The sequence below is a fragment of the Pseudomonas sp. NPDC087639 genome (genome assembly GCF_044743385.1).
In the GTDB taxonomy this organism is placed as follows: domain Bacteria; phylum Pseudomonadota; class Gammaproteobacteria; order Pseudomonadales; family Pseudomonadaceae; genus Aquipseudomonas.
This window is the reverse complement of sequence record NZ_JBIUWI010000001.1, coordinates 60,383-78,653: the sequence shown is the minus strand read 5'-3', so window position 1 is coordinate 78,653 and position 18,271 is coordinate 60,383. Positions and strand designations below refer to the sequence as shown.

General features: G+C 57.1%; 21 protein-coding genes. 12 read left to right on the top strand and 9 right to left on the bottom strand.

All coding sequences use genetic code 11. The features are described from left to right. Nucleotides 1-448: 448 nt before the first annotated feature. Nucleotides 449-1,984 carry an EAL domain-containing protein gene (locus ACIOVB_RS00385; protein WP_401263905.1) on the top strand — a complete coding sequence of 512 codons (1,536 nt, stop codon included), beginning with the start codon at nucleotides 449-451 and terminating at the stop codon, nucleotides 1,982-1,984. Between the two features lie 236 nt (nucleotides 1,985-2,220). Then, on the top strand, nucleotides 2,221-2,586 hold the full coding sequence (locus tag ACIOVB_RS00380) for a histone-like nucleoid-structuring protein, MvaT/MvaU family (RefSeq protein ID WP_187679905.1): 366 nt from the start codon (nucleotides 2,221-2,223) through the stop codon (nucleotides 2,584-2,586). 217 nt (nucleotides 2,587-2,803) lie between these two features. On the opposite strand, the gene ACIOVB_RS00375 is transcribed toward ACIOVB_RS00380, so the two are convergent. Next, entirely contained in the window at nucleotides 2,804-3,322 is a 519-nt protein-coding gene (locus ACIOVB_RS00375) for a DUF4946 domain-containing protein (protein WP_401263903.1), read from the bottom strand. Nucleotides 3,323-3,462: 140 nt separating this feature from the next. On the opposite strand from ACIOVB_RS00375, the gene gloA reads away from it, so the two are divergent. Further along, nucleotides 3,463-3,984: a lactoylglutathione lyase gene (gene gloA, locus ACIOVB_RS00370; RefSeq protein ID WP_401263901.1), complete on the top strand. Its 522-nt coding sequence runs from the start codon at nucleotides 3,463-3,465 to the stop codon at nucleotides 3,982-3,984. 94 nt (nucleotides 3,985-4,078) lie between these two features. Here the strand turns inward: gloA and ahpF are convergent, their stop codons facing one another. The 3 genes from ahpF to ACIOVB_RS00355 form a co-directional block, all read right to left on the bottom strand. Beyond that, nucleotides 4,079-5,641, bottom strand: a complete 1,563-nt coding sequence (gene ahpF / locus ACIOVB_RS00365; RefSeq protein ID WP_401263899.1) for an alkyl hydroperoxide reductase subunit F — start codon at nucleotides 5,639-5,641, stop codon at nucleotides 4,079-4,081. A gap of 124 nt (nucleotides 5,642-5,765) precedes the next feature. Continuing rightward, complete coding sequence (gene ahpC / locus ACIOVB_RS00360) at nucleotides 5,766-6,329, bottom strand: alkyl hydroperoxide reductase subunit C (RefSeq protein WP_034154256.1); 564 nt, start codon at nucleotides 6,327-6,329, stop codon at nucleotides 5,766-5,768. A gap of 138 nt (nucleotides 6,330-6,467) precedes the next feature. Continuing rightward, nucleotides 6,468-7,406 carry a site-specific integrase gene (locus ACIOVB_RS00355; protein ID WP_401263897.1) on the bottom strand — a complete coding sequence of 313 codons (939 nt, stop codon included), beginning with the start codon at nucleotides 7,404-7,406 and terminating at the stop codon, nucleotides 6,468-6,470. 175 nt (nucleotides 7,407-7,581) lie between these two features. Between ACIOVB_RS00355 and ACIOVB_RS00350 the strand changes: the two genes are divergently transcribed. After that, entirely contained in the window at nucleotides 7,582-8,598 is a 1,017-nt protein-coding gene (locus ACIOVB_RS00350; RefSeq protein ID WP_401263895.1) for a DNA-binding protein, read from the top strand. Here ACIOVB_RS00350 and gorA read toward each other — a convergent pair. Beyond that, nucleotides 8,595-9,953: a glutathione-disulfide reductase gene (gene gorA, locus ACIOVB_RS00345; RefSeq protein WP_401263893.1), complete on the bottom strand. Its 1,359-nt coding sequence runs from the start codon at nucleotides 9,951-9,953 to the stop codon at nucleotides 8,595-8,597. The two genes, ACIOVB_RS00350 and gorA, sit on opposite strands and share 4 nt — an antisense overlap. 129 nt (nucleotides 9,954-10,082) lie before the next feature. Next, on the bottom strand, nucleotides 10,083-10,922 hold the full coding sequence (gene galU / locus ACIOVB_RS00340; RefSeq protein ID WP_105345983.1) for a UTP--glucose-1-phosphate uridylyltransferase GalU: 840 nt from the start codon (nucleotides 10,920-10,922) through the stop codon (nucleotides 10,083-10,085). Between the two features lie 258 nt (nucleotides 10,923-11,180). On the opposite strand from galU, the gene ACIOVB_RS00335 reads away from it, so the two are divergent. Both ACIOVB_RS00335 and ACIOVB_RS00330 read left to right on the top strand, forming a co-directional pair. After that, on the top strand, nucleotides 11,181-11,372 hold the full coding sequence (locus ACIOVB_RS00335; RefSeq protein WP_401263892.1) for a hypothetical protein: 192 nt from the start codon (nucleotides 11,181-11,183) through the stop codon (nucleotides 11,370-11,372). 156 nt (nucleotides 11,373-11,528) lie between these two features. Continuing rightward, nucleotides 11,529-11,810, top strand: a complete 282-nt coding sequence (locus ACIOVB_RS00330) for a hypothetical protein (RefSeq protein ID WP_401263890.1) — start codon at nucleotides 11,529-11,531, stop codon at nucleotides 11,808-11,810. Between the two features lie 3 nt (nucleotides 11,811-11,813). Here ACIOVB_RS00330 and ACIOVB_RS00325 read toward each other — a convergent pair whose 3' ends face one another. Beyond that, nucleotides 11,814-12,044 carry a hypothetical protein gene (locus ACIOVB_RS00325; RefSeq protein WP_187679913.1) on the bottom strand — a complete coding sequence of 77 codons (231 nt, stop codon included), beginning with the start codon at nucleotides 12,042-12,044 and terminating at the stop codon, nucleotides 11,814-11,816. Nucleotides 12,045-12,115: 71 nt separating this feature from the next. Then, a complete protein-coding gene (locus tag ACIOVB_RS00320) occupies nucleotides 12,116-12,472 on the bottom strand; it encodes a hypothetical protein (protein WP_187679914.1) in 357 nt (118 codons plus the stop codon). Between the two features lie 210 nt (nucleotides 12,473-12,682). Between ACIOVB_RS00320 and ACIOVB_RS00315 the strand changes: the two genes are divergently transcribed. The 5 genes from ACIOVB_RS00315 to ada all read left to right on the top strand — a co-directional run bounded on the left by ACIOVB_RS00315 (nucleotide 12,683) and on the right by ada (nucleotide 15,820). Next, nucleotides 12,683-12,985 (top strand): DUF1883 domain-containing protein, encoded by a 303-nt coding sequence (locus ACIOVB_RS00315; RefSeq protein ID WP_042559354.1) that lies wholly within the window; start codon nucleotides 12,683-12,685, stop codon nucleotides 12,983-12,985. A gap of 28 nt (nucleotides 12,986-13,013) precedes the next feature. Then, nucleotides 13,014-13,190: a hypothetical protein gene (locus ACIOVB_RS00310; RefSeq protein ID WP_187679915.1), complete on the top strand. Its 177-nt coding sequence runs from the start codon at nucleotides 13,014-13,016 to the stop codon at nucleotides 13,188-13,190. Between the two features lie 93 nt (nucleotides 13,191-13,283). Further along, entirely contained in the window at nucleotides 13,284-13,994 is a 711-nt protein-coding gene (locus ACIOVB_RS00305) for a 2OG-Fe(II) oxygenase (RefSeq protein ID WP_401263887.1), read from the top strand. Between the two features lie 5 nt (nucleotides 13,995-13,999). Then, a complete protein-coding gene (gene alkB, locus ACIOVB_RS00300) occupies nucleotides 14,000-14,665 on the top strand; it encodes a DNA oxidative demethylase AlkB (protein WP_401263885.1) in 666 nt (221 codons plus the stop codon). An 87-nt stretch (nucleotides 14,666-14,752) separates the two neighbouring features. Continuing rightward, entirely contained in the window at nucleotides 14,753-15,820 is a 1,068-nt protein-coding gene (gene ada / locus ACIOVB_RS00295; RefSeq protein ID WP_187679918.1) for a bifunctional DNA-binding transcriptional regulator/O6-methylguanine-DNA methyltransferase Ada, read from the top strand. Between the two features lie 8 nt (nucleotides 15,821-15,828). Here ada and ACIOVB_RS00290 read toward each other — a convergent pair whose 3' ends face one another. Then, entirely contained in the window at nucleotides 15,829-16,812 is a 984-nt protein-coding gene (locus ACIOVB_RS00290) for an MDR family oxidoreductase (RefSeq protein WP_401263884.1), read from the bottom strand. A gap of 304 nt (nucleotides 16,813-17,116) precedes the next feature. Here ACIOVB_RS00290 and ACIOVB_RS00285 point away from each other — a divergent pair, with 304 nt between their 5' ends. After that, a complete protein-coding gene (locus tag ACIOVB_RS00285) occupies nucleotides 17,117-18,181 on the top strand; it encodes an NAD(P)H-dependent flavin oxidoreductase (protein WP_401263883.1) in 1,065 nt (354 codons plus the stop codon). Nucleotides 18,182-18,271: the final 90 nt, after the last annotated feature.

Below are 18,271 nucleotides of genomic sequence, written 5' to 3'. Positions count from 1 at the left end.
AGTAATGCTGAGACCGGTGGGTGGCGCGCAGGAGATGCCACGCACACTGCGGGCGAGGAAGTCACCGTAGATCAGTTGAAACCCGAATATCTTCATTGTCGACCCAAGGCTCTTGCGGGCGAGGCTTCTGCTGCCAGAAGACGATTATTATTGTATGCGTAACCCGATTCTACACAGCGTAAATAGGGTTGTCTGCCCTCTCTATAAAATCCGCTTTTTTGGCGCTGGTGCAAGGAGATTGTTGCTAACGTATATTGCCCTGCATTCCGCACATCCCCGGCAGATGGCCAGCGCGGCTACTTATAGAGTTGGCCGCACGCCTAGCTGACGATGAGCGGCGCAAGCGTGAACGGCCATCTATCATCCCTTCTAACTGAGCAGTTTCTCAGTGATGCGCCGTTGCCCGGCCTGCATTCAAGATCCCACTTTCATGCGACAGGATGCGCTCATGCCTTTAACTATCAGAACCCGCCGCAAGCGCATGACCCGCATCGTCGTCACGCTGTTCAGTGGCTTGCTCCCGATTTTACTGGGCAGCTTAATTCTTTATGTGCAGGCGGGACGAACGCTGCAGCAAAGTTCACAACAGACCGCCGAGGAGGCGTTGCGTCAGTTTGAATTGATGCTCGACAACACCGCCCAAGCCGCTCAGGAACTGCTCCCACTGGCCGGCCAACGCTGCGAAGACGTCAAATTGGCCCTGCGCGAGCAAGTCACCCGCCGCCCTTTCGTACGCTCCACCAATCTGGTGTGGGAAGACAACCTCTATTGCAGCTCGTTGTTCGGAGACTATAAGGAAGCCGTCAATGCCGGCGACTACAACGATGGCAAGTTGTGGTTGATGAACGGCAACCCGGTGACGCCCAATACGGCATTGCTGGTGTATCGACTCAGTGAAGGTCGCGGCGGTGCATTGACGACACTGGATGGCTATCACTTGAGCAACATGCTGCGCCTGATCGGCCGGCAGACGCTGCTGTTGCTGCAAGTGGGCGACAACTGGTTGTCCGCCGATGGCAAAGTCCATCAAGGTGCCCTGCCCGCTTTCCCGGTAGCGCAAAGCATGCTGGATTCTTCCCGCTATGCATTCAACGTGTCTGCCGGATTTCCCAGCGGTGAAACCTGGCGTTATATGGCCCACGAATACCCGCCGCTGTTCAGCCTGCTGATTTTTTTTGGTGTGGTCTCCGGCGCAATCGGGCACGTCTTGCAAAAGCGCTCCACTTCGCCGAGCCATGAAATGCTCCGTGCCCTGGAAGCCGGCGAGTTCATTCCGTACTTCCAGCCCGTGGTTCATGGCGATAGCAAGAAATGGTCGGGCGCCGAAGTCCTGATGCGCTGGAATCACCCCAAGGAAGGCCTGGTGCGTCCGGATCTGTTTATCCCGTTCGCCGAGCATTCGGGCCTGATCGTGCCGATGACCCGCGCCTTGATGCAGCAGACCGCAGCATTGCTCGGGCCACAGTCATCGACCTTCGCCACACCGTTTCACATCGGCATAAACATCACGGCAAGCCATTGTCAGGATCTGGTACTGGTGAAGGATTGCCGCGAGTTTCTCGCCGCCTTCGTTCCCGACAGCATCCACTTGGTGCTGGAGCTCACCGAGCGCGAGCTGATCGAGCCCACCGACACGACACGACAACTGTTCGAACAGTTGCGCGCGCTGGGCGTGATGATCGCCATCGACGACTTCGGCACCGGTCATTCGAGTCTTGGTTACTTGCGCAAATTCAATGTGGACTTCCTCAAGATCGACCAGAGCTTCGTTGCCATGATCGGCATCGATGCGCTCTCACGGCACATACTGGACTCCATCATCGAACTCTCGGCCAAGCTTGATCTGGGCATTGTTGCCGAAGGTGTCGAAACTCAGGCGCAAGCCGACTATCTGACCGCGCACAAGGTCAACTTTCTACAGGGCTATCTGTACGGCAAACCCATGCCGGCGGCAGACTTCATTAGTGCATTAAGTCACCATTAACTAAATTGACTTAAGCGTGACACGCCGACAAGGCGCACCAAATTGATACAAAAAGTCCACTGCTGTTACATGAAGACAACATCAGGATTTACTCCAGAGGCATTAACAACTACAATTTTTCGTGCCTGCGCAAAGATTGGCAGGTGAGCCAATTATCACCGAGTCGCTACAGGGCTCTTGGCTTATAGCTTTGTTTGCGGTTGGTATCAGCCAAATACACTATTGGAGTAAAGATATTGTCCAGACTCGCTGAATTTCGTGCAGCTGAAAAGGCCCTTCAGGAACAGCTCAAGCAGTTGGAATCACTGAAGAACGATGCCGGGCTCAAGAAAGAAATCGAATTCGAAGAAAAGCTCCAGGGGCTGATGAAAACCTACGGCAAAGGCCTGAAAGACATCATCGCCATTCTCGACCCGAATCCGGCTAAATCCGGCCTGCAAACCGCTGCAGCACCTAAAACCCGCCGCGCTCGCGTGGTCAAGGTCTATCACAACCCGCATACCGGTGAACTGATTGAGACCAAGGGCGGCAACCACCGTGGCCTGAAAGCCTGGAAGGAACAATACGGTGCAGGCACCGTTGACTCCTGGTTGCGCGGTTAATCTGACGCCAACAAAAAGCCCTGCATACGCAGGGCTTTTTTTATTGACAATATCTAACAAATGAAATGAATTTCATCGTTAAAGTTGCGACTTTTCTGTAACGTTTCCGAGCCAGCGAGCTAAACATTTTGCTGCTCGATGTTGCGACCCGGAGCAACGTTAAACTTTATGCTTAATCCCTTCGGGTATCTAATCCTGTCTTGAATAGAGCAGGCGTCTAAAGTTTGAGGCTGTTTTTCACTGCTGCTATTTCGTCTGAACTCGCCTTATAGACGTCAGCCTGACCGGCATACGATAGGACATAAGCCTTATCCGCTTCGATGGCTGCGACGAGCGTTTGCGATAACACATGCCGACCGTTTTCAGTCACCGTACAAGTCGTCTCCAGAGCAGACAAAGAACCGAGCGTCGCAGGATGCACCTTGTTGCAGACACTCTGATAACCCCCCTGAAAAAAGTCCTTTTGTATCGACTTGCGCATTTCCAGCAACACGCCCTGCAAATTGACCTGATGACCCGGCTCCACCTGAGTCATGGTCAATTCCATCACCATCACTTGATTGCCATCGGCATCATTCTTCACCGCCCGCTGCCGGAAAACCTGTGGCGCGGTATCAGCCAGCGCTTCGACCTCCCAACCTGCGGGCCAAGTGATGCGTGGCGGGTCGGCAAACACGGCCGGCGCGACAAACGCCAGGCCAAAGAAAACGAACAGGGTTTTGAACAGTCGGATCATTGCAGGCAACACTCGCAGATTGAGCCACAAAGTCTGAGGCCCACCCGCACACAGAGCAAGCCCGCGCTTTGGGTTTGGCGATGCCGGCAGGCATGCGTATCATTGCGCCCATTCACTCGCCCCATTGTTACGGAGGGCCTATGAGCCTGCACGAACTGAACACTTTCCCTGGCGTCACTGCCACCCCGGACGGCGCAACCCACAACTTCGTTTTCAACCACACCATGCTGCGTGTGAAGAACATCACCCAGTCGCTGGACTTCTACACACGCGTGATGGGTTTCTCGCTGGTCGAGAAACGCGACTTCCCGGAAGCCGAGTTCAGCCTGTACTTCCTGGCCCTGGTCGACAAAGCGCAGATCCCTGCCGACGCCGCCGCCCGCACCGAGTGGATGAAGTCGATCCCGGGCATTCTGGAATTGACCCACAACCACGGCACCGAAAACGATGCTGAGTTTGCCTATCACAACGGCAACACCGACCCGCGTGGTTTCGGCCACATCTGCATCTCGGTGCCGGATATCGTCGCCGCTTGCGCGCGTTTTGAAGAACTGGGCTGTGATTTCCAGAAACGCCTCACCGATGGCCGCATGAAGAGTCTGGCGTTTATCAAGGACCCGGATGGCTATTGGGTTGAGATCATCCAGCCAGCACCGATGTAAAAAGATCGCAGGCTGCGGCAGGCTGCGATCTTTTGTAACACCCACACAAAACCCCATGATCACTCATGGGGTTTTGTGCTTTAAGGCTTGGCGTTTACGCCGGAGCCGAAGTACGGATCAAGTGATCGAACGCGCTCAGCGAAGCCTTGGCGCCCTCGCCGACCGCGATCACGATCTGCTTGTACGGCACAGTGGTCACGTCACCGGCAGCGAAGATGCCCGGTATCGACGTCTCACCACGATTATCGACAATGATCTCGCCGCGTGGCGACAGCTCGATAGTGCCTTTGAGCCAATCGGTGTTCGGCAGCAGACCGATCTGCACAAAGATCCCTTCCAGCTCGACGTTGCGCAGTTCGTCAGTCTTGCGATCCTTGTAACGCAGGCCGTTGACCTTCTCACCATTGCCGGTGACTTCGGTGGTTTGCGCACTGGTGATCACAGTGACGTTCGGCAGGCTGTGCAACTTGCGCTGCAATACGGCGTCAGCACGCAGCTGTACATCAAACTCAAGCAAGGTTACGTGAGACACGATACCGGCCAGGTCAATCGCCGCTTCAACGCCGGAGTTACCACCGCCAATCACCGCGACACGCTTGCCTTTGAAGAGCGGACCGTCGCAGTGCGGGCAGTACGCCACACCTTTGTTGCGGTACTCCTGCTCGCCCGGCACGTTCATTTCACGCCACCGTGCACCGGTCGCCAGAATCACGCTCTTGGCTTTGAGGGTCGCGCCGCTGGCGAAGCGAACTTCATGCAACTCGCCGTTTTTGCCCGGGATCAATTTGTCGGCGCGTTGCAGGTTCATGATGTCGACGTCGTACTGTTTGACGTGTTCTTCCAGTGCAGTGGCCAGTTTTGGGCCTTCGGTTTCCTGCACGGAAATGAAATTCTCGATGGCCATGGTGTCCAGCACCTGACCGCCGAAACGCTCAGCCGCAACGCCAGTACGAATGCCTTTACGTGCAGCGTAAATAGCTGCCGAAGCACCGGCCGGGCCACCGCCGACGACCAGCACGTCGAAGGCTTCTTTGGCGCTGATTTTCTCGGCTTGACGCTCGATGGCACCAGTGTCTAGTTTGGCGAGGATTTCTTCCAGGCCCATACGGCCCTGGCCGAAGTTCTCACCATTCAAGTAGATGCTTGGCACGGCCATGATCTTGCGATCGTTGACTTCGTCCTGGAACAGCGCGCCGTCAATGGCGACGTGGCGGATGTTCGGGTTGAGTACGGCCATCAGATTCAGTGCCTGGACGACGTCCGGGCAGTTCTGGCAGGACAGCGAGAAGTAAGTCTCGAAGCTGAACTCACCTTTGAGCGAGCGGATCTGCTCGATCACTTCAACACTGGCTTTCGATGGGTGGCCACCGACTTGCAGCAGGGCCAGCACCAGCGAAGTGAATTCGTGGCCCATCGGGATGCCGGCGAAGCGCAGACTGATGTCAGCGCCCGGGCGATTGATCGAGAACGATGGCTTGCGCGCATCATCACCGCTGTCGATCAGGGTAATTTGGCTCGAAAGACTGGCAACGTCTTTCAGCAGTTCCAGCATTTCACGGGATTTCGCACCGTCGTCGAGAGAAGCAACGATCTCGATCGGCTGGGTGACCCGTTCCAGGTACGATTTCAACTGGGCTTTAAGATTGGCGTCCAACATACGGGCGATTTCCTTTATTTGAGGCGAAAAAAAGCCCGAGCGAATCTCGCCCGGGCTTTTCTATTGGGCGGTGCAGCTTACTTAAGTAGGTGCGGAGTTCCGCCCTGAGTTGCGTGTCACAGACTTAGATCTTGCCGACCAGGTCCAGGGACGGAGCCAGAGTGGCCTCACCTTCTTTCCACTTGGCTGGGCAAACTTCGCCCGGGTGAGCGGCAACATACTGAGCAGCCTTGATTTTGCGCAGCAGCTCGGAAGCGTCACGGCCAACGCCGCCATCGTTCAGTTCAACGATTTTGATCTGGCCTTCAGGGTTGATCACGAAGGTGCCACGGTCAGCCAAGCCAGCTTCTTCGATCAGTACGTCGAAATTGCGGGAGATGGCGTGGGTCGGGTCGCCGATCATGGTGTATTCGATTTTGCCGATGGCTGGCGAAGTGTTGTGCCAGGCAGCGTGAGCGAAGTGGGTGTCGGTGGAAACGCTGTAGATCTCTACGCCCAGCTTCTGGAAGGCAGCGTAGTTGTCAGCCAGGTCTTCCAGTTCGGTTGGGCAAACGAAGGTGAAGTCAGCTGGATAGAAGAACACCACCGACCACTTGCCTTTCAGGTCAGCGTCCGAGACTTGAACGAAGTCGCCGTTTTTGAACGCGGTAGCTTTGAACGGTTTTACTTGGCTGTTGATGATAGGCATTGATGACTCTCGGTCAGGGGTTATGAAGTTGATGGGGTGAATCCTACCCACTCACTCGACGGATGGCTCATTGGCAAACCTGATGCTGCTGATTTGTTTTCGCTATTAGCAAACTGTATTAATAGAAGAAAACGATATCTACGACGAAGCCGGTTTATCCGTAATCCGAGCCATCTCTTGAAAGGGGCTGGCTTCAACATAGCGCATGGCTGACTGCATATCCTTCCAGCCTACGTAACTCATCAGTGATTTGAGATCCCAGCCGCTTTGATGCGCCCACGTTGCGAAGCCGCGGCGCAACGAGTGGCTGGTGTAACGTTCGGCGGCAATCCCGGCACGCTCCAGAGCCTGGCGCAATAACGGGATGATGCTGTTGGCATGCAAGCCCTCCTCGTTCAAATTGCCCCAGCGATCGATACCGCGGAACACCGGACCGCGCACGAGCGCCACTTCGGTGATCCAGTCGATGTAAGCCTGCACCGGGCACAGCTTCAACAGTGCCGGGGTCTGGTAGGTCTGGCCAAGGTTTTCCCGGTCGCCTTTGCTGCGCGGCAGATACAACGTAATGCCACGTCCTGCGTGCGCTTGCACATGCTCAATCTGCAAGCGGCACAACTCATCACTGCGGAAGCCGCGCCAGAAGCCCAGAAGAATCAGCGCCCGGTCGCGATAAGCCTTGAGCAACAACGGACGATCCTGTTGTTCTCTGGCGGTTTGAATCTCTTGTTCCAGCCAATCGACAACGCGCTCCAGATCCTGCAACTGCAAAGGCTCGGCCTGTTTTTCCTGCGCCGGATGCAGCGCCCGAATGCCTTTGAACACCTTGCGCACCATCGGCGCCTTTGTCGGATCGGCAAACCCCTGACTGTTGTGCCATTGCGCCAGCGCAGATAAACGCAACTTCAACGTGTTGATCGACAGCACGCCCGCATGCGCCACCAGATAACGCGCAACACTTTCTGCTGTGGCCGGCAAGAAACCACCCCAGGTGATTTCGAAATGCTCGATGGCCGCGCGATAACTGCGGCGGGTGTTATCACGGGTGGCGGCTTGCAGGTAGCGATCGAGGTCGCTCATGGGCTGTTTTCTCTAGCGTACTGATTCAAGGATGCAGAAACGCATTTTGCCGTCTGACACTGGGTAATACCAGTATATCCCGCCTCTTTAATTTCAAAGATTTACCTTTATTCCTCAGATGGTACACTGCGTACTTTAGTGGCATGTACCACAGTACGTAACCGTAGGAGTTCACATGGCCCGTGGCGGCATTACCAAAGCACTGGTTCAGATCGCGCGCACAGCGATCCTGGCCCGCGGCGAACACCCGAGCATCGATGCAGTACGCATTGAAATGGGCAATACCGGCTCGAAAACCACGATCCATCGTTATTTGAAAGAGCTGGATGACGGCGCCCCGCTCGTCGAAGCGTCGGCCGAGCCGATCGATGATGAGCTGACCGCACTGGTTTCACGCCTTGCACAGAGACTGAAAGAACAGGCACAAGAGCCTATCGAGCAGGCTCGCGAGCAGTTTGAAGAACAGCGAGAGACACTCGAATCCGAACTGAAACAGCTGCGCCAGACACTGGAACAACTGGAGCAACAGCACGAGATACAAGGCGCCGCACTGGAACGTGAATCCGAAGCGCTGGGCAACACCCGCTCAATGCTGCAGACCGAACAAACCCGCAACGCCGGCCTGAATCAGGCATTGGCCGATTTTGAGTTGCGCTTGCAGGACAAGGACGAGCAGATTCGCTCACTGGAAGAAAAGCATCTGCATGCCCGCGACGCGCTGGAGCATTACCGCAACGCCACCAAAGAACAGCGCGAACAGGAACAGAGTCGCCACGAAGGGCAAGTGCAGCAGTTGCAGGCAGAACTGCGCCAGGCGCAACAGAGTGCGCTGGTACGTCAGGACGAGATCACTCAACTGCACCGTGACAACGAACGCCTGCTTACCGAAAACCGCGGCACCCAGCGCGAACTGAGCCTGATGCAGGATCAGCTCAAGCACAGCAACCAGCGCCAGGATCAACTGCTGGAGCAAGCGACCCGCGTCGACAGCGAGCGCACCCTCCTCCAGGAACGCTTGCGCGTGGCATCACTGGAAACCCAGACGCTCAAGCAGAACGCCGAAGAGCAAACGCAGCTTAATCAGTCACTCGAGAAGGCATTGAGCAAAGCTCGGGCGAGCCTGGAAGAGAGCCAGCGTCTGGCGGCTACCGTTGCGGCAGCGCCAGACTCGGCCAAACCGAAGGACGCTTAAGCGCCGACCGGCGTACGCATGGTGACAAACTCTTCGGCGGCGGTCGGGTGTACCCCGATCGTGTCGTCGAAGTCGCGCTTGGTCGCGCCAGCTTTCAACGCGATCGCCAGGCCTTGGACGATTTCGCCCGCGTCCGGGCCGACCATGTGACAACCGAGCACTTTGTCGGTCTTGCCGTCGACCACCAGCTTCATCAGCGTTTTCTCCTGACATTCGGTCAGGGTCAGCTTCATCGGCCGGAAGCGGCTCTCGAAGATCACCACATCGTGACCTGCATCGCGCGCCTCTTCCTCGGTCAAGCCGACAGTGCCAATGTTCGGCAGACTGAACACCGCCGTCGGGATCATCTTGTAATCAACCGGACGGTATTGCTCCGGCTTGAACAGACGCCGCGCTACCGCCATACCTTCAGCCAACGCCACCGGCGTCAACTGCACACGACCGATCACATCGCCCAACGCCAGAATCGATGGCTCGCTGGTCTGATACTGCTCGTCGACCTTGATGAAGCCTTTGTCATCGAGCTGCACGTCAGTGTTTTCCAGCCCCAGATTGTCCAGCATCGGACGGCGACCTGTGGCGTAGAAGATGCAATCCGCCTCCAGCACGCGGCCATCCTTGAGCGTGGCTTTCAGGCTGCCGTCGGCTTGCTTGTCGATGCGTGCAATGTCGGCGTTGAATTGCAGATCCATGCCACGCTTGGTCAACTCTTCCTGCAAATGCTTGCGTACCGAACCGTCGAAACCGCGCAGGAACAGATCGCCGCGGTACAGCAATGTGGTGTTCGCGCCGAGACCATGGAAAATCCCCGCGAATTCGACCGCGATGTAACCACCGCCCACAACCAATACACGCTTGGGCAACTCTTTAAGGAAGAACGCCTGATTGGAGCTGATCGCGTGCTCATGCCCCGGGATCTCCGGAATCTGCGGCCAGCCACCGGTAGCAATCAGAATATTTTTGGCCGTGAAGCGCTCACCATTCACCTCAACCTCATGCGGGCCGACGATTTTGGCGTGCGCCTCGTGCAGGGTCACGCCACTGTTAACCAGCAGATTGCGATAGATGCCGTTAAGGCGATTGATCTCGCGATCCTTGTTGGCGATCAACGTCGACCAATCAAAATCCGCCTCACCCAGGCTCCAGCCGAAGCCTGCGGACTGCTCAAAGTCTTCGGCAAAATGCGCGCCGTACACCAACAGTTTTTTCGGCACGCAGCCAACGTTGACGCAGGTCCCGCCCAGATAACGGCTCTCGGCAACCGCCACTTTCGCACCGAACCCGGCAGCAAAACGCGCAGCCCGCACACCGCCGGAACCGGCACCAATCACATAAAGGTCAAAATCGTAGGCCATTTCTATCTCCTCGGCAGGGGATCAGCATACCTGTAGACATCCATTGGGCAAGCACTGCTATCCATATAAGGACGGAAAATGAAAAAGCCACCCGAAGGTGGCTTTTTCGTACAGACGGATCAAGCGCTATCAGTAAGCCTTGCCAGTCTTGTAGAAGTTTTCGAAGCAGAAGTTGGTCGCGTCGATGTAGCCTTCAGCGCCACCGCAGTCGAAACGCTTGCCTTTGAACTTGTAGGCCATTACGCAGCCGTTCTGGGCTTGTTTCATCAGGGCGTCGGTGATCTGGATTTCGCCGCCCTTGCCTGGCTCGGTCTGCTCGATCAGGTCGAAGATGTCCGGGGTCAGGATGTAACGACCGATGATTGCCAGGTTCGACGGAGCATCTTCCGGCTTTGGCTTCTCGACCATGCTGTGAACGCGGTAGATGTCGTCGCGGATCATCTCGCCGGAGATAACGCCGTACTTGTTGGTTTCCTGCGGATCGACTTCCTGGATGGCCACAATCGAGCAGCGGAATTGCTTGTACAGCTTGACCATCTGGGTCAGTACGCCGTCGCCTTCGAGGTTGACACACAGGTCGTCCGCCAGCACCACGGCGAACGGTTCGTCACCGATCAGCGGGCGACCGGTCAGGATCGCGTGGCCCAGACCTTTCATTTCGGTCTGACGGGTGTAGGAGAACGAGCACTCGTCCAGCAGTTTGCGGATGCCAACCAGGTATTTCTCCTTGTCGGTGCCCTTGATCTGGTTTTCCAGCTCGTAGCTGATGTCGAAGTGGTCTTCCAGAGCGCGCTTGCCACGACCGGTAACGATCGAGATTTCAGTCAGGCCAGCGTCCAGAGCTTCTTCAACGCCGTACTGGATCAGTGGCTTGTTTACCACCGGCAGCATTTCTTTGGGCATGGCTTTAGTCGCTGGCAGGAAGCGAGTACCGTAACCGGCTGCTGGGAACAAGCATTTCTTGATCATATAAGTCCTTGAAAGGGCTGTGTGTACGAGTTTCGGCGCAGTCTAATCAGGCGGCGTGCACCTTACAATGCCCCGCACTGGCTAACCGATGCCAACATAGAGAAATATTCTCGCTGATAGTTCCATCGGCATATTTGCGCAACCAGATCAGCGTAGCTCAAAGATGCCGGCAAGCAGAACCACCATACGCTCATCGCCCCCCAATGCGAGCATTTGCCGGTATCATGGCGACTTTGAACCAGCGAACGAGACAGATAGATGGCCGCGGTAAAAATCATCAACGGGTATGTGATCGACAAGAAAGACGGCAAGTGGACTCTGACTACTACCAATGGCGAACACGTCGCCGGGCCATTCGACAGCGAACAGCTGGCGACTGATGTAGCATCGGTGTTCACCGATACCCCAGCGTCGGCGAAGCGTCGCGGCAAAGATAAAGATCAGGATTGATCTCCAGCGGCGCAAGCAGAGCCCTGCCATCGTGCAGGGCTTTTTTGTGTCTGGCCAAACAACAGTCGCAAACAAGTGGCCAATCGCTATAACCTTTTCACACCGGCGCTGTCAGAGCGTCTAGTCCCCCCCTCGCTGAAGACGACAACTATGAACATGAAAGGATTTTTGCCACTGATTGCGGTACTGGTACTGAGCGGCTGTGCCACTTCCGAACCTACCACCCTGAACAACGGCGAACAGGGCCTGACCATCGACTGCTCCGGCGAAGCCAACTCCTGGGCCACCTGCTATGAGAAGGCAGACGCCTCTTGCGCAGGCACCGGCTATCGCATCATCGGCACCGACGGTACGCCAGCGCCTAAGGAAAGCGACAAGACACTGGGCGTCGATGTCGGCAACTACAAGAACCGCAGCGTGGTGGTGGTCTGCAAATAGACGCTACATGTGAATTTCAGCGAATTTGATTCCGAGCCCGCGTACGACTTCGATCAGATCGTCGAGTCGATTGAATGACTCGACTTCGTCGTTCTCGTCCACCAGAAAGTAGCTGCGGCCGGCGCTTTTCTTGAAAAATACGATCCACTCGCCCGAATTCGCCGGGTTCTGGATTACATGGGTGGCAGAGATTAGGCCCTCTACATGGCGCTCCCGCACTTGCTCTCGCTTCATCGCGACTCCATAAATGAAAATGCCGTCACAGCATGACTGTGACGGCATCGATGCTGATGACCCACAGTCTATCAGCCGGAAATACACGCATTGGCAGCGTTACGCACATCGTGCGGGCGAACAGGCACATTGGACATGCGCTCATGCAGCTTGATGCTGCTGCCGCCGGAGCGATCTTCGATATCGAATACGGCGGCCGGGCCTGAGGACAGTTTGCCCGGAACAATAACGCGAACCCCATCCTTGTGGGGTTGCACCTGCAACGCGCCGCGGCTGTCAGCCAGTTTTTCGGTCAGGCACTGCGCGTACTCCTGGGGTTTCTTTCCGGAGATCACGCTCACAGTCGGCAGCGTTTCATTGATTTCGGAAACGCTCGCACAACCACCCACAGCCAAAACCAACGGCAGACACACCACACCCCACTTCATACAAAACCTCCGTTAAAGACCGTCCGACAGCAAAAATGCCGTTTTTCTCCGGGGCCTTCTGCATTTAACCCGCATCCAATCGCGAATATCTGTTCAAAATTGTCAAAGCAACGCCCGACGGCCCGATAATAACCCGTGCGGGCTGATAAACTGCGCGCAATTACAAGCTATCGTTTTGATTTAGTAGAAAAAGCCCTTCTGGAGGCGCCCATGAAATTCATTCACCAGCGCGAGCACCTCAACGAAGACGACATCGTCGTCATCCAGTGCTCGCAAACCTGCAACATCCGTTTGATGAGCGACGCCAACTTCCGCAGCTTCAAAAATGGCGGTCGTCACTCTTACCACGGCGGCGCTTTCGACACGTTCCCGGCGCGTATCACCGCGCCGAGCACCGGTTTCTGGAACATCACCATCGACACCGTCACCACCCGGGCAATCAGCGTTACACGCAAACCGACGCTGACGCATTCGATCAAGATCATCCGCCGCTCCAGCTCCAAACTCAGCTGAGCCGCCCCGCCCACACAGACAGGTATTCATGACCGTGGCCCAAACGACCAAATACGTCATCAAGTACAAACTCAACGGTGAACGCCGCTTCGAGTTCGCGCAGCTGGAAAACGGCACCGCCGAAGAAGCCAAAGCTGCGCTGGACGCGATCCACGGCCAGAGCGAAGACGTGATCAGCGAGATCGCCGTCAGTAAAGCGCTGTAAGACTGCGGCAGGAATTCAACCGCAAGCGGCGGAGTGATCTGCCGCTGGGGCCTGCCTAGACTGACCGCCTCGACCTTGAGTCAAGGAGTCAGCATGTCGATGTCTCCCTCCCGGCTGGATGCGCTCGACTGGGCCAGCCTGGAACAGCAACTGGATCAGGACGGCTGCGCGATCATCCGTTCGCTGCTGCATGGCGAGAGCTGTGATCGCTTGAGCGGCCTGTATTCGCAGACCGAACCGTTTCGTTCGCAGGTCATCATGGCCCGCCACGGTTTCGGTCGCGGCGAATACAAGTACTTCCGCTATCCACTTCCCACGACCGTAGAACGTCTGCGCACTGCGCTCTATCCGCGCCTGGTGCCAATCGCCAACCGCTGGCACGAACGGATGGGCCTGCCCACTCGCTTCCCGCCGACCCACGCAGCATTTCTGCAGAGCTGTCATAGCGCCGGGCAGTTACGCCCTACTCCACTGTTATTGCAGTACGGCCCACAGGACTACAACTGCCTGCATCAAGACCTGTATGGCGAACGGGTTTATCCGCTGCAAGTGGCAATTCTTCTGTCAGAGCCCGGGCACGACTTTACCGGTGGCGAGTTTGTGCTCACCGAGCAACGCCCGCGCATGCAGTCCCGGCCGCAAGTGCTGGACTTGAAGAAAGGCGACGCGGTGATTTTTGCCGTCAACCAACGTCCGGTCAAAGGCGTGCGCGGTGACTATCGGGTGACCATGCGTCATGGTGTCAGTCGCCTGCACAGTGGAAAAAGGCATACCCTAGGCATCATCTTTCACGACGCCACATAACCGCCATGCAGCCTCACACGTTCGATTTGTTCGCTGACAACGAACCCGCACAACAATCACGCGCCGAACAGATCGGCGAACAATCGTGGGTGCTTCGCGGATTGGCCCTGCCGCTTATCGAGCAATTGCTGCCGGCGCTGGATGCCATTCTTGTCGCCGCCCCGCTTCGCCACATGGTCACACCGGGCGGTTTCAGCATGTCGGTGGGCACCAGCAGTTGTGGGGAGCTGGGCTGGATCACCGATCGCAGCGGCTATCGTTACTCGCGTGTCGATCCGCTCAGCGGATTGCCCTGGCCGCCGATGCCAGCAGTGTTTGCTGAGCTGGCGCATGCGGCGGCGCTGGAATCGGGGTTTTCCGACTTCAAGGCAGATTCCTGCCTCATCAACCGATATGTCCCCGGCGCGAAGATGTCATTGCATCAGGACAAAGACGAAAACGCCTACGCGGCGCCGATCGTTTCGCTGTCGCTAGGGTTGCCGGCGATGTTTCTGTTCGGCGGATTCGCTCGAAGCGACAAGAGCCAGCGAATTCCTTTGCTGCATGGCGATATGGTGATCTGGGGCGGCGTCGATCGTTTGCGCTTTCATGGGGTTTTGCCGATCAAGCAGGGTCGGCATCCACGACTGGGTGAACAACGGATCAATCTGACTTTTCGCGTTGCTGGCTAAGCTGCAAAAGTTTGACCGCAAGGCCCGGAGTGTCGCGTCCACCCACGCTGGTTAACCTGAATCAAACAGGTCAACGGATTACCCACCATGAAAACGCTTTCAACCCGCGTCAACGCTGAAGACGATCCACGTTGGGCCGCCGTGGTAGCGCGGGATCCAAGGGCAGACGGGCAATTTGTCTATGCCGTGAAAACCACTGGCATTTACTGCCGCCCGAGCAGTCTTGCGCGGTTGCCGAAACCACAGAATGTCGAGTTCTTCGACACCGCCCAACAGGCTGAAGCCGCCGGTTATCGCCCCAGCAAACGAGCGAGCAAGGATCAAAGTGACGTGAGCGCTCAGCATGCCGCCACGGTGGCGACAGCCTGCCGCCAGATCGAGTCCGCCGAAACCTTGCCGGCACTCAACGAACTCGCTGAGAAAGCCGGGTTAAGCCCCTTTCATTTCCACCGTGTATTCAAAGCCGCGACAGGACTGACGCCCAAGGGTTACGCCAGTGCGCACCGCTCGCGCAAAGTCCGTGAACGTCTGGCGGACGGAGGTTCTGTGACCGATGCGCTGTATGACGCGGGTTTCAATTCCAACAGCCGTTTTTATGAAGCCGCCGATCAGTTGTTGGGAATGAAGCCCGGCGACTACCGCGCCGCCGGGCGGAACAACGACATTCGATTCGCCGTCGGACAATGTTCACTCGGGGCGATTCTGGTGGCACAGAGCGAACGCGGCGTTTGCGCGATCCTGCTAGGCGACGATCCTCACCAACTGGTGTGTGACCTCCAGGACCAGTTCCGCAAGGCGAACCTGATTGGCGCCGACTCTGGATTTGAACAGTTGATCGCCAAAGTGGTGGGTTTCATCGAGACACCGGCCATTGGCCTGGATTTGCCGCTGGATGTGCGCGGCACGGCTTTTCAGGAACGCGTCTGGCAGGCGCTTCGGGAAATTCCGCTCGGCAGCACCGCCAGTTACACCGAGATCGCCCAGCGCATCGGCGCGCCGACCTCCATGCGCGCCGTGGCTCAAGCGTGCGGGGCTAACCGCCTGGCGGTGGCGATCCCTTGCCACCGCGTGGTGCGCAGCGATGGCAATCTCTCGGGCTACCGCTGGGGGGTGGAGCGCAAACGGCAATTGCTTGAGCGCGAGACGCAGCCTTAGCGACTGAATCAGCGATTGACGTCAACCACAACCCGTCCGCGAAGTTGTCCGGCCAGTAGTTTTGGCGCGGCTTCAATGACTTCGCTCAAGGCAATTTCATGACTGATCAATGGCAGCAAAGTGAAGTCCAGATCCCTGGCCAGACGATCCCACGCCTCAAGGCGACGCGCCTTGGGTTGGGTCACGCTGTTGATACCCACCAAGGTGACACCACGCAAAATGAACGGCGCTACCGACGCTGGAAAATCCATGCCCTGCGCCAGACCGCACGCGGCGACGGTACCTTCTTCACGCGTACTGGCGCAGGCATTGGCCAACGTATGGCTGCCGACCGAGTCGATTACCGCTGCCCAGCGTTCCTTGGCCAGCGGTTTGCCCGGCTCGGAGAGGGTCGCGCGGTCGATGATTTCGCTGGCGCCCAACTGCTTCAGGTATTCATGCTCGGACACCCGGCCGGTGGACGCCACTACTCGATAGCCTAGCTTGCTGAGCAGCGCGATAGCGAAACTGCCGACACCGCCGTTAGCGCCAGTGACGAGTACCTCGCCCTGCTCCGGGGTCACACCATTACGTTCGAGCGCCAGAATGCACAGCATTGCAGTGTATCCGGCGGTACCGACGGCCATCGCCTGTGCTGCCGTAAAAGCCTTGGGCAGTGGAATCAGCCAGTCACCATTGAGCCGTGCCTTCTGCGCCAGGCCACCCCAATGGCTTTCGCCGACGCCCCAGCCATTGAGCAGCACCTGGTCGCCCACTTTATAGTCAGGATGGGAACTGACTTCGACCGTGCCCGCCAGATCAATCCCCGGCACCAGCGGAAATTTGCGCACCACCGGGCTGCTGCCGGTAATCGCCAGACCGTCCTTGAAATTCAACGTGCTGTAGGCGACGTTGACCGTGACATCGCCTTCGGGCAACTGCTCTTCGTTGATCTGTTGCAGGTTGGCGCGGTAACCGTTGTCGTCTTTATTGATCAAAATACCGTTGAACATGATGGCCTCTCATGGAAGGGTTTGCGGTAGTCATGCCATTCAAATAGCACATCGCAACAGGTTGCCACACTCGACTTTCCGCCAATCGGCGAATCCCCGCCAACAACTTTTGCAATCAGCGTACCCGAGGTTTTCACAGCTGCTCGCAATTCCTGAACCATTCATTTGGCGGAGGCAGATTCCGTCAACGCTGAAAATCTGAATGTGACGTTCTGTATTTCAGAGTGGCCCTTTATCCGGTTTTACTGTTAAAAAACCGGCTCTACCGTCCCTGCCCCGTTTTATCGTTCGGAGAACCGCTCCCATGAGCCCATGGCCAGATACCCGCATCGTCGACTTGCTCGGCATTGAACTGCCAGTCATTCAGGGCCCGATGGCCGGTGCCACGAACTCATCCATGGTGATTGCCGTTTGCAACGCCGGCGGCCTCGGGTCGATGCCGGCGGCGTTGCTGAGCATCGCGCAGTTGCGCGAAGAACTGAAGACGATTCGTCAGCACACCGACAAGCCTTTCAACGTGAATTTTTTCTGTCACCAGCCGCCCGCAGCCGATGAGCAGCGGGCGCGCGACTGGAAGAATCTGCTGGAGCCGTACTACCGCGAGTTAGGCGTCGACTTCGATGCGCCAACACCCGTGTCCAACCGGGCGCCGTTCGATGCGGCGGCGTGCGAAGTGCTGGAGGAATTCCGGCCTGAGGTGGTGAGTTTTCACTTCGGCCTGCCGGAAAAATCCTTGCTTGATCGAGTGAAGGCCACCGGCGCAAAAATCCTCTCTTCTGCAACCACCGTCGATGAAGCGGTCTGGCTGGAGCAGAACGGTTGCGACGCGATCATCGCCATGGGCTATGAGGCCGGAGGCCATCGCGGGATGTTTCTCAGTGATGACTTGAGCAGCCAGGTCGGCACGTTTGCCCTGGTGCCGCAGGTAGTCGATGCAGTGAAAGTGCCGGTGATTGCCGCCGGGGCGATTGCCGATGCCCGCGGTGTTGCGGCGGCGTTCATGCTGGGCGCTTCGGCGGTACAGGTCGGCACCGCGTATCTGTTCACCCCCGAAGCGAAAGTCAGCGCCTCGCATCACAAGGCCCTGCGCACGGCCAAAGAAAGCGAAACAGCGATCACCAACCTTTTCACCGGACGTCCCGCTCGCGGCATTCTCAACCGCGTCATGCGTGAACTGGGGCCGATGTCGCCGAAAGCACCGGCATTTCCGTTGGCCGGTGGAGCATTGATGCCATTGCGTGCGGAAGATGACGCGCAGTTCGCCAACCTGTGGGCCGGTCAGGCCTTCACACTGGGCGAGGACATCAGTAGCGCCGAGCTGACGCGGCAATTGGCCGAAGGTGCGTTGGCTAAGCTGACTCGTCGTTGACGGGTGAACAGGGTGAGGAAGCAAAGGTCTTTACCCTGATTTCCAGCAGAGCTTCCCGTTTGGCGGCATTTCGCTATATATTTCGCTATA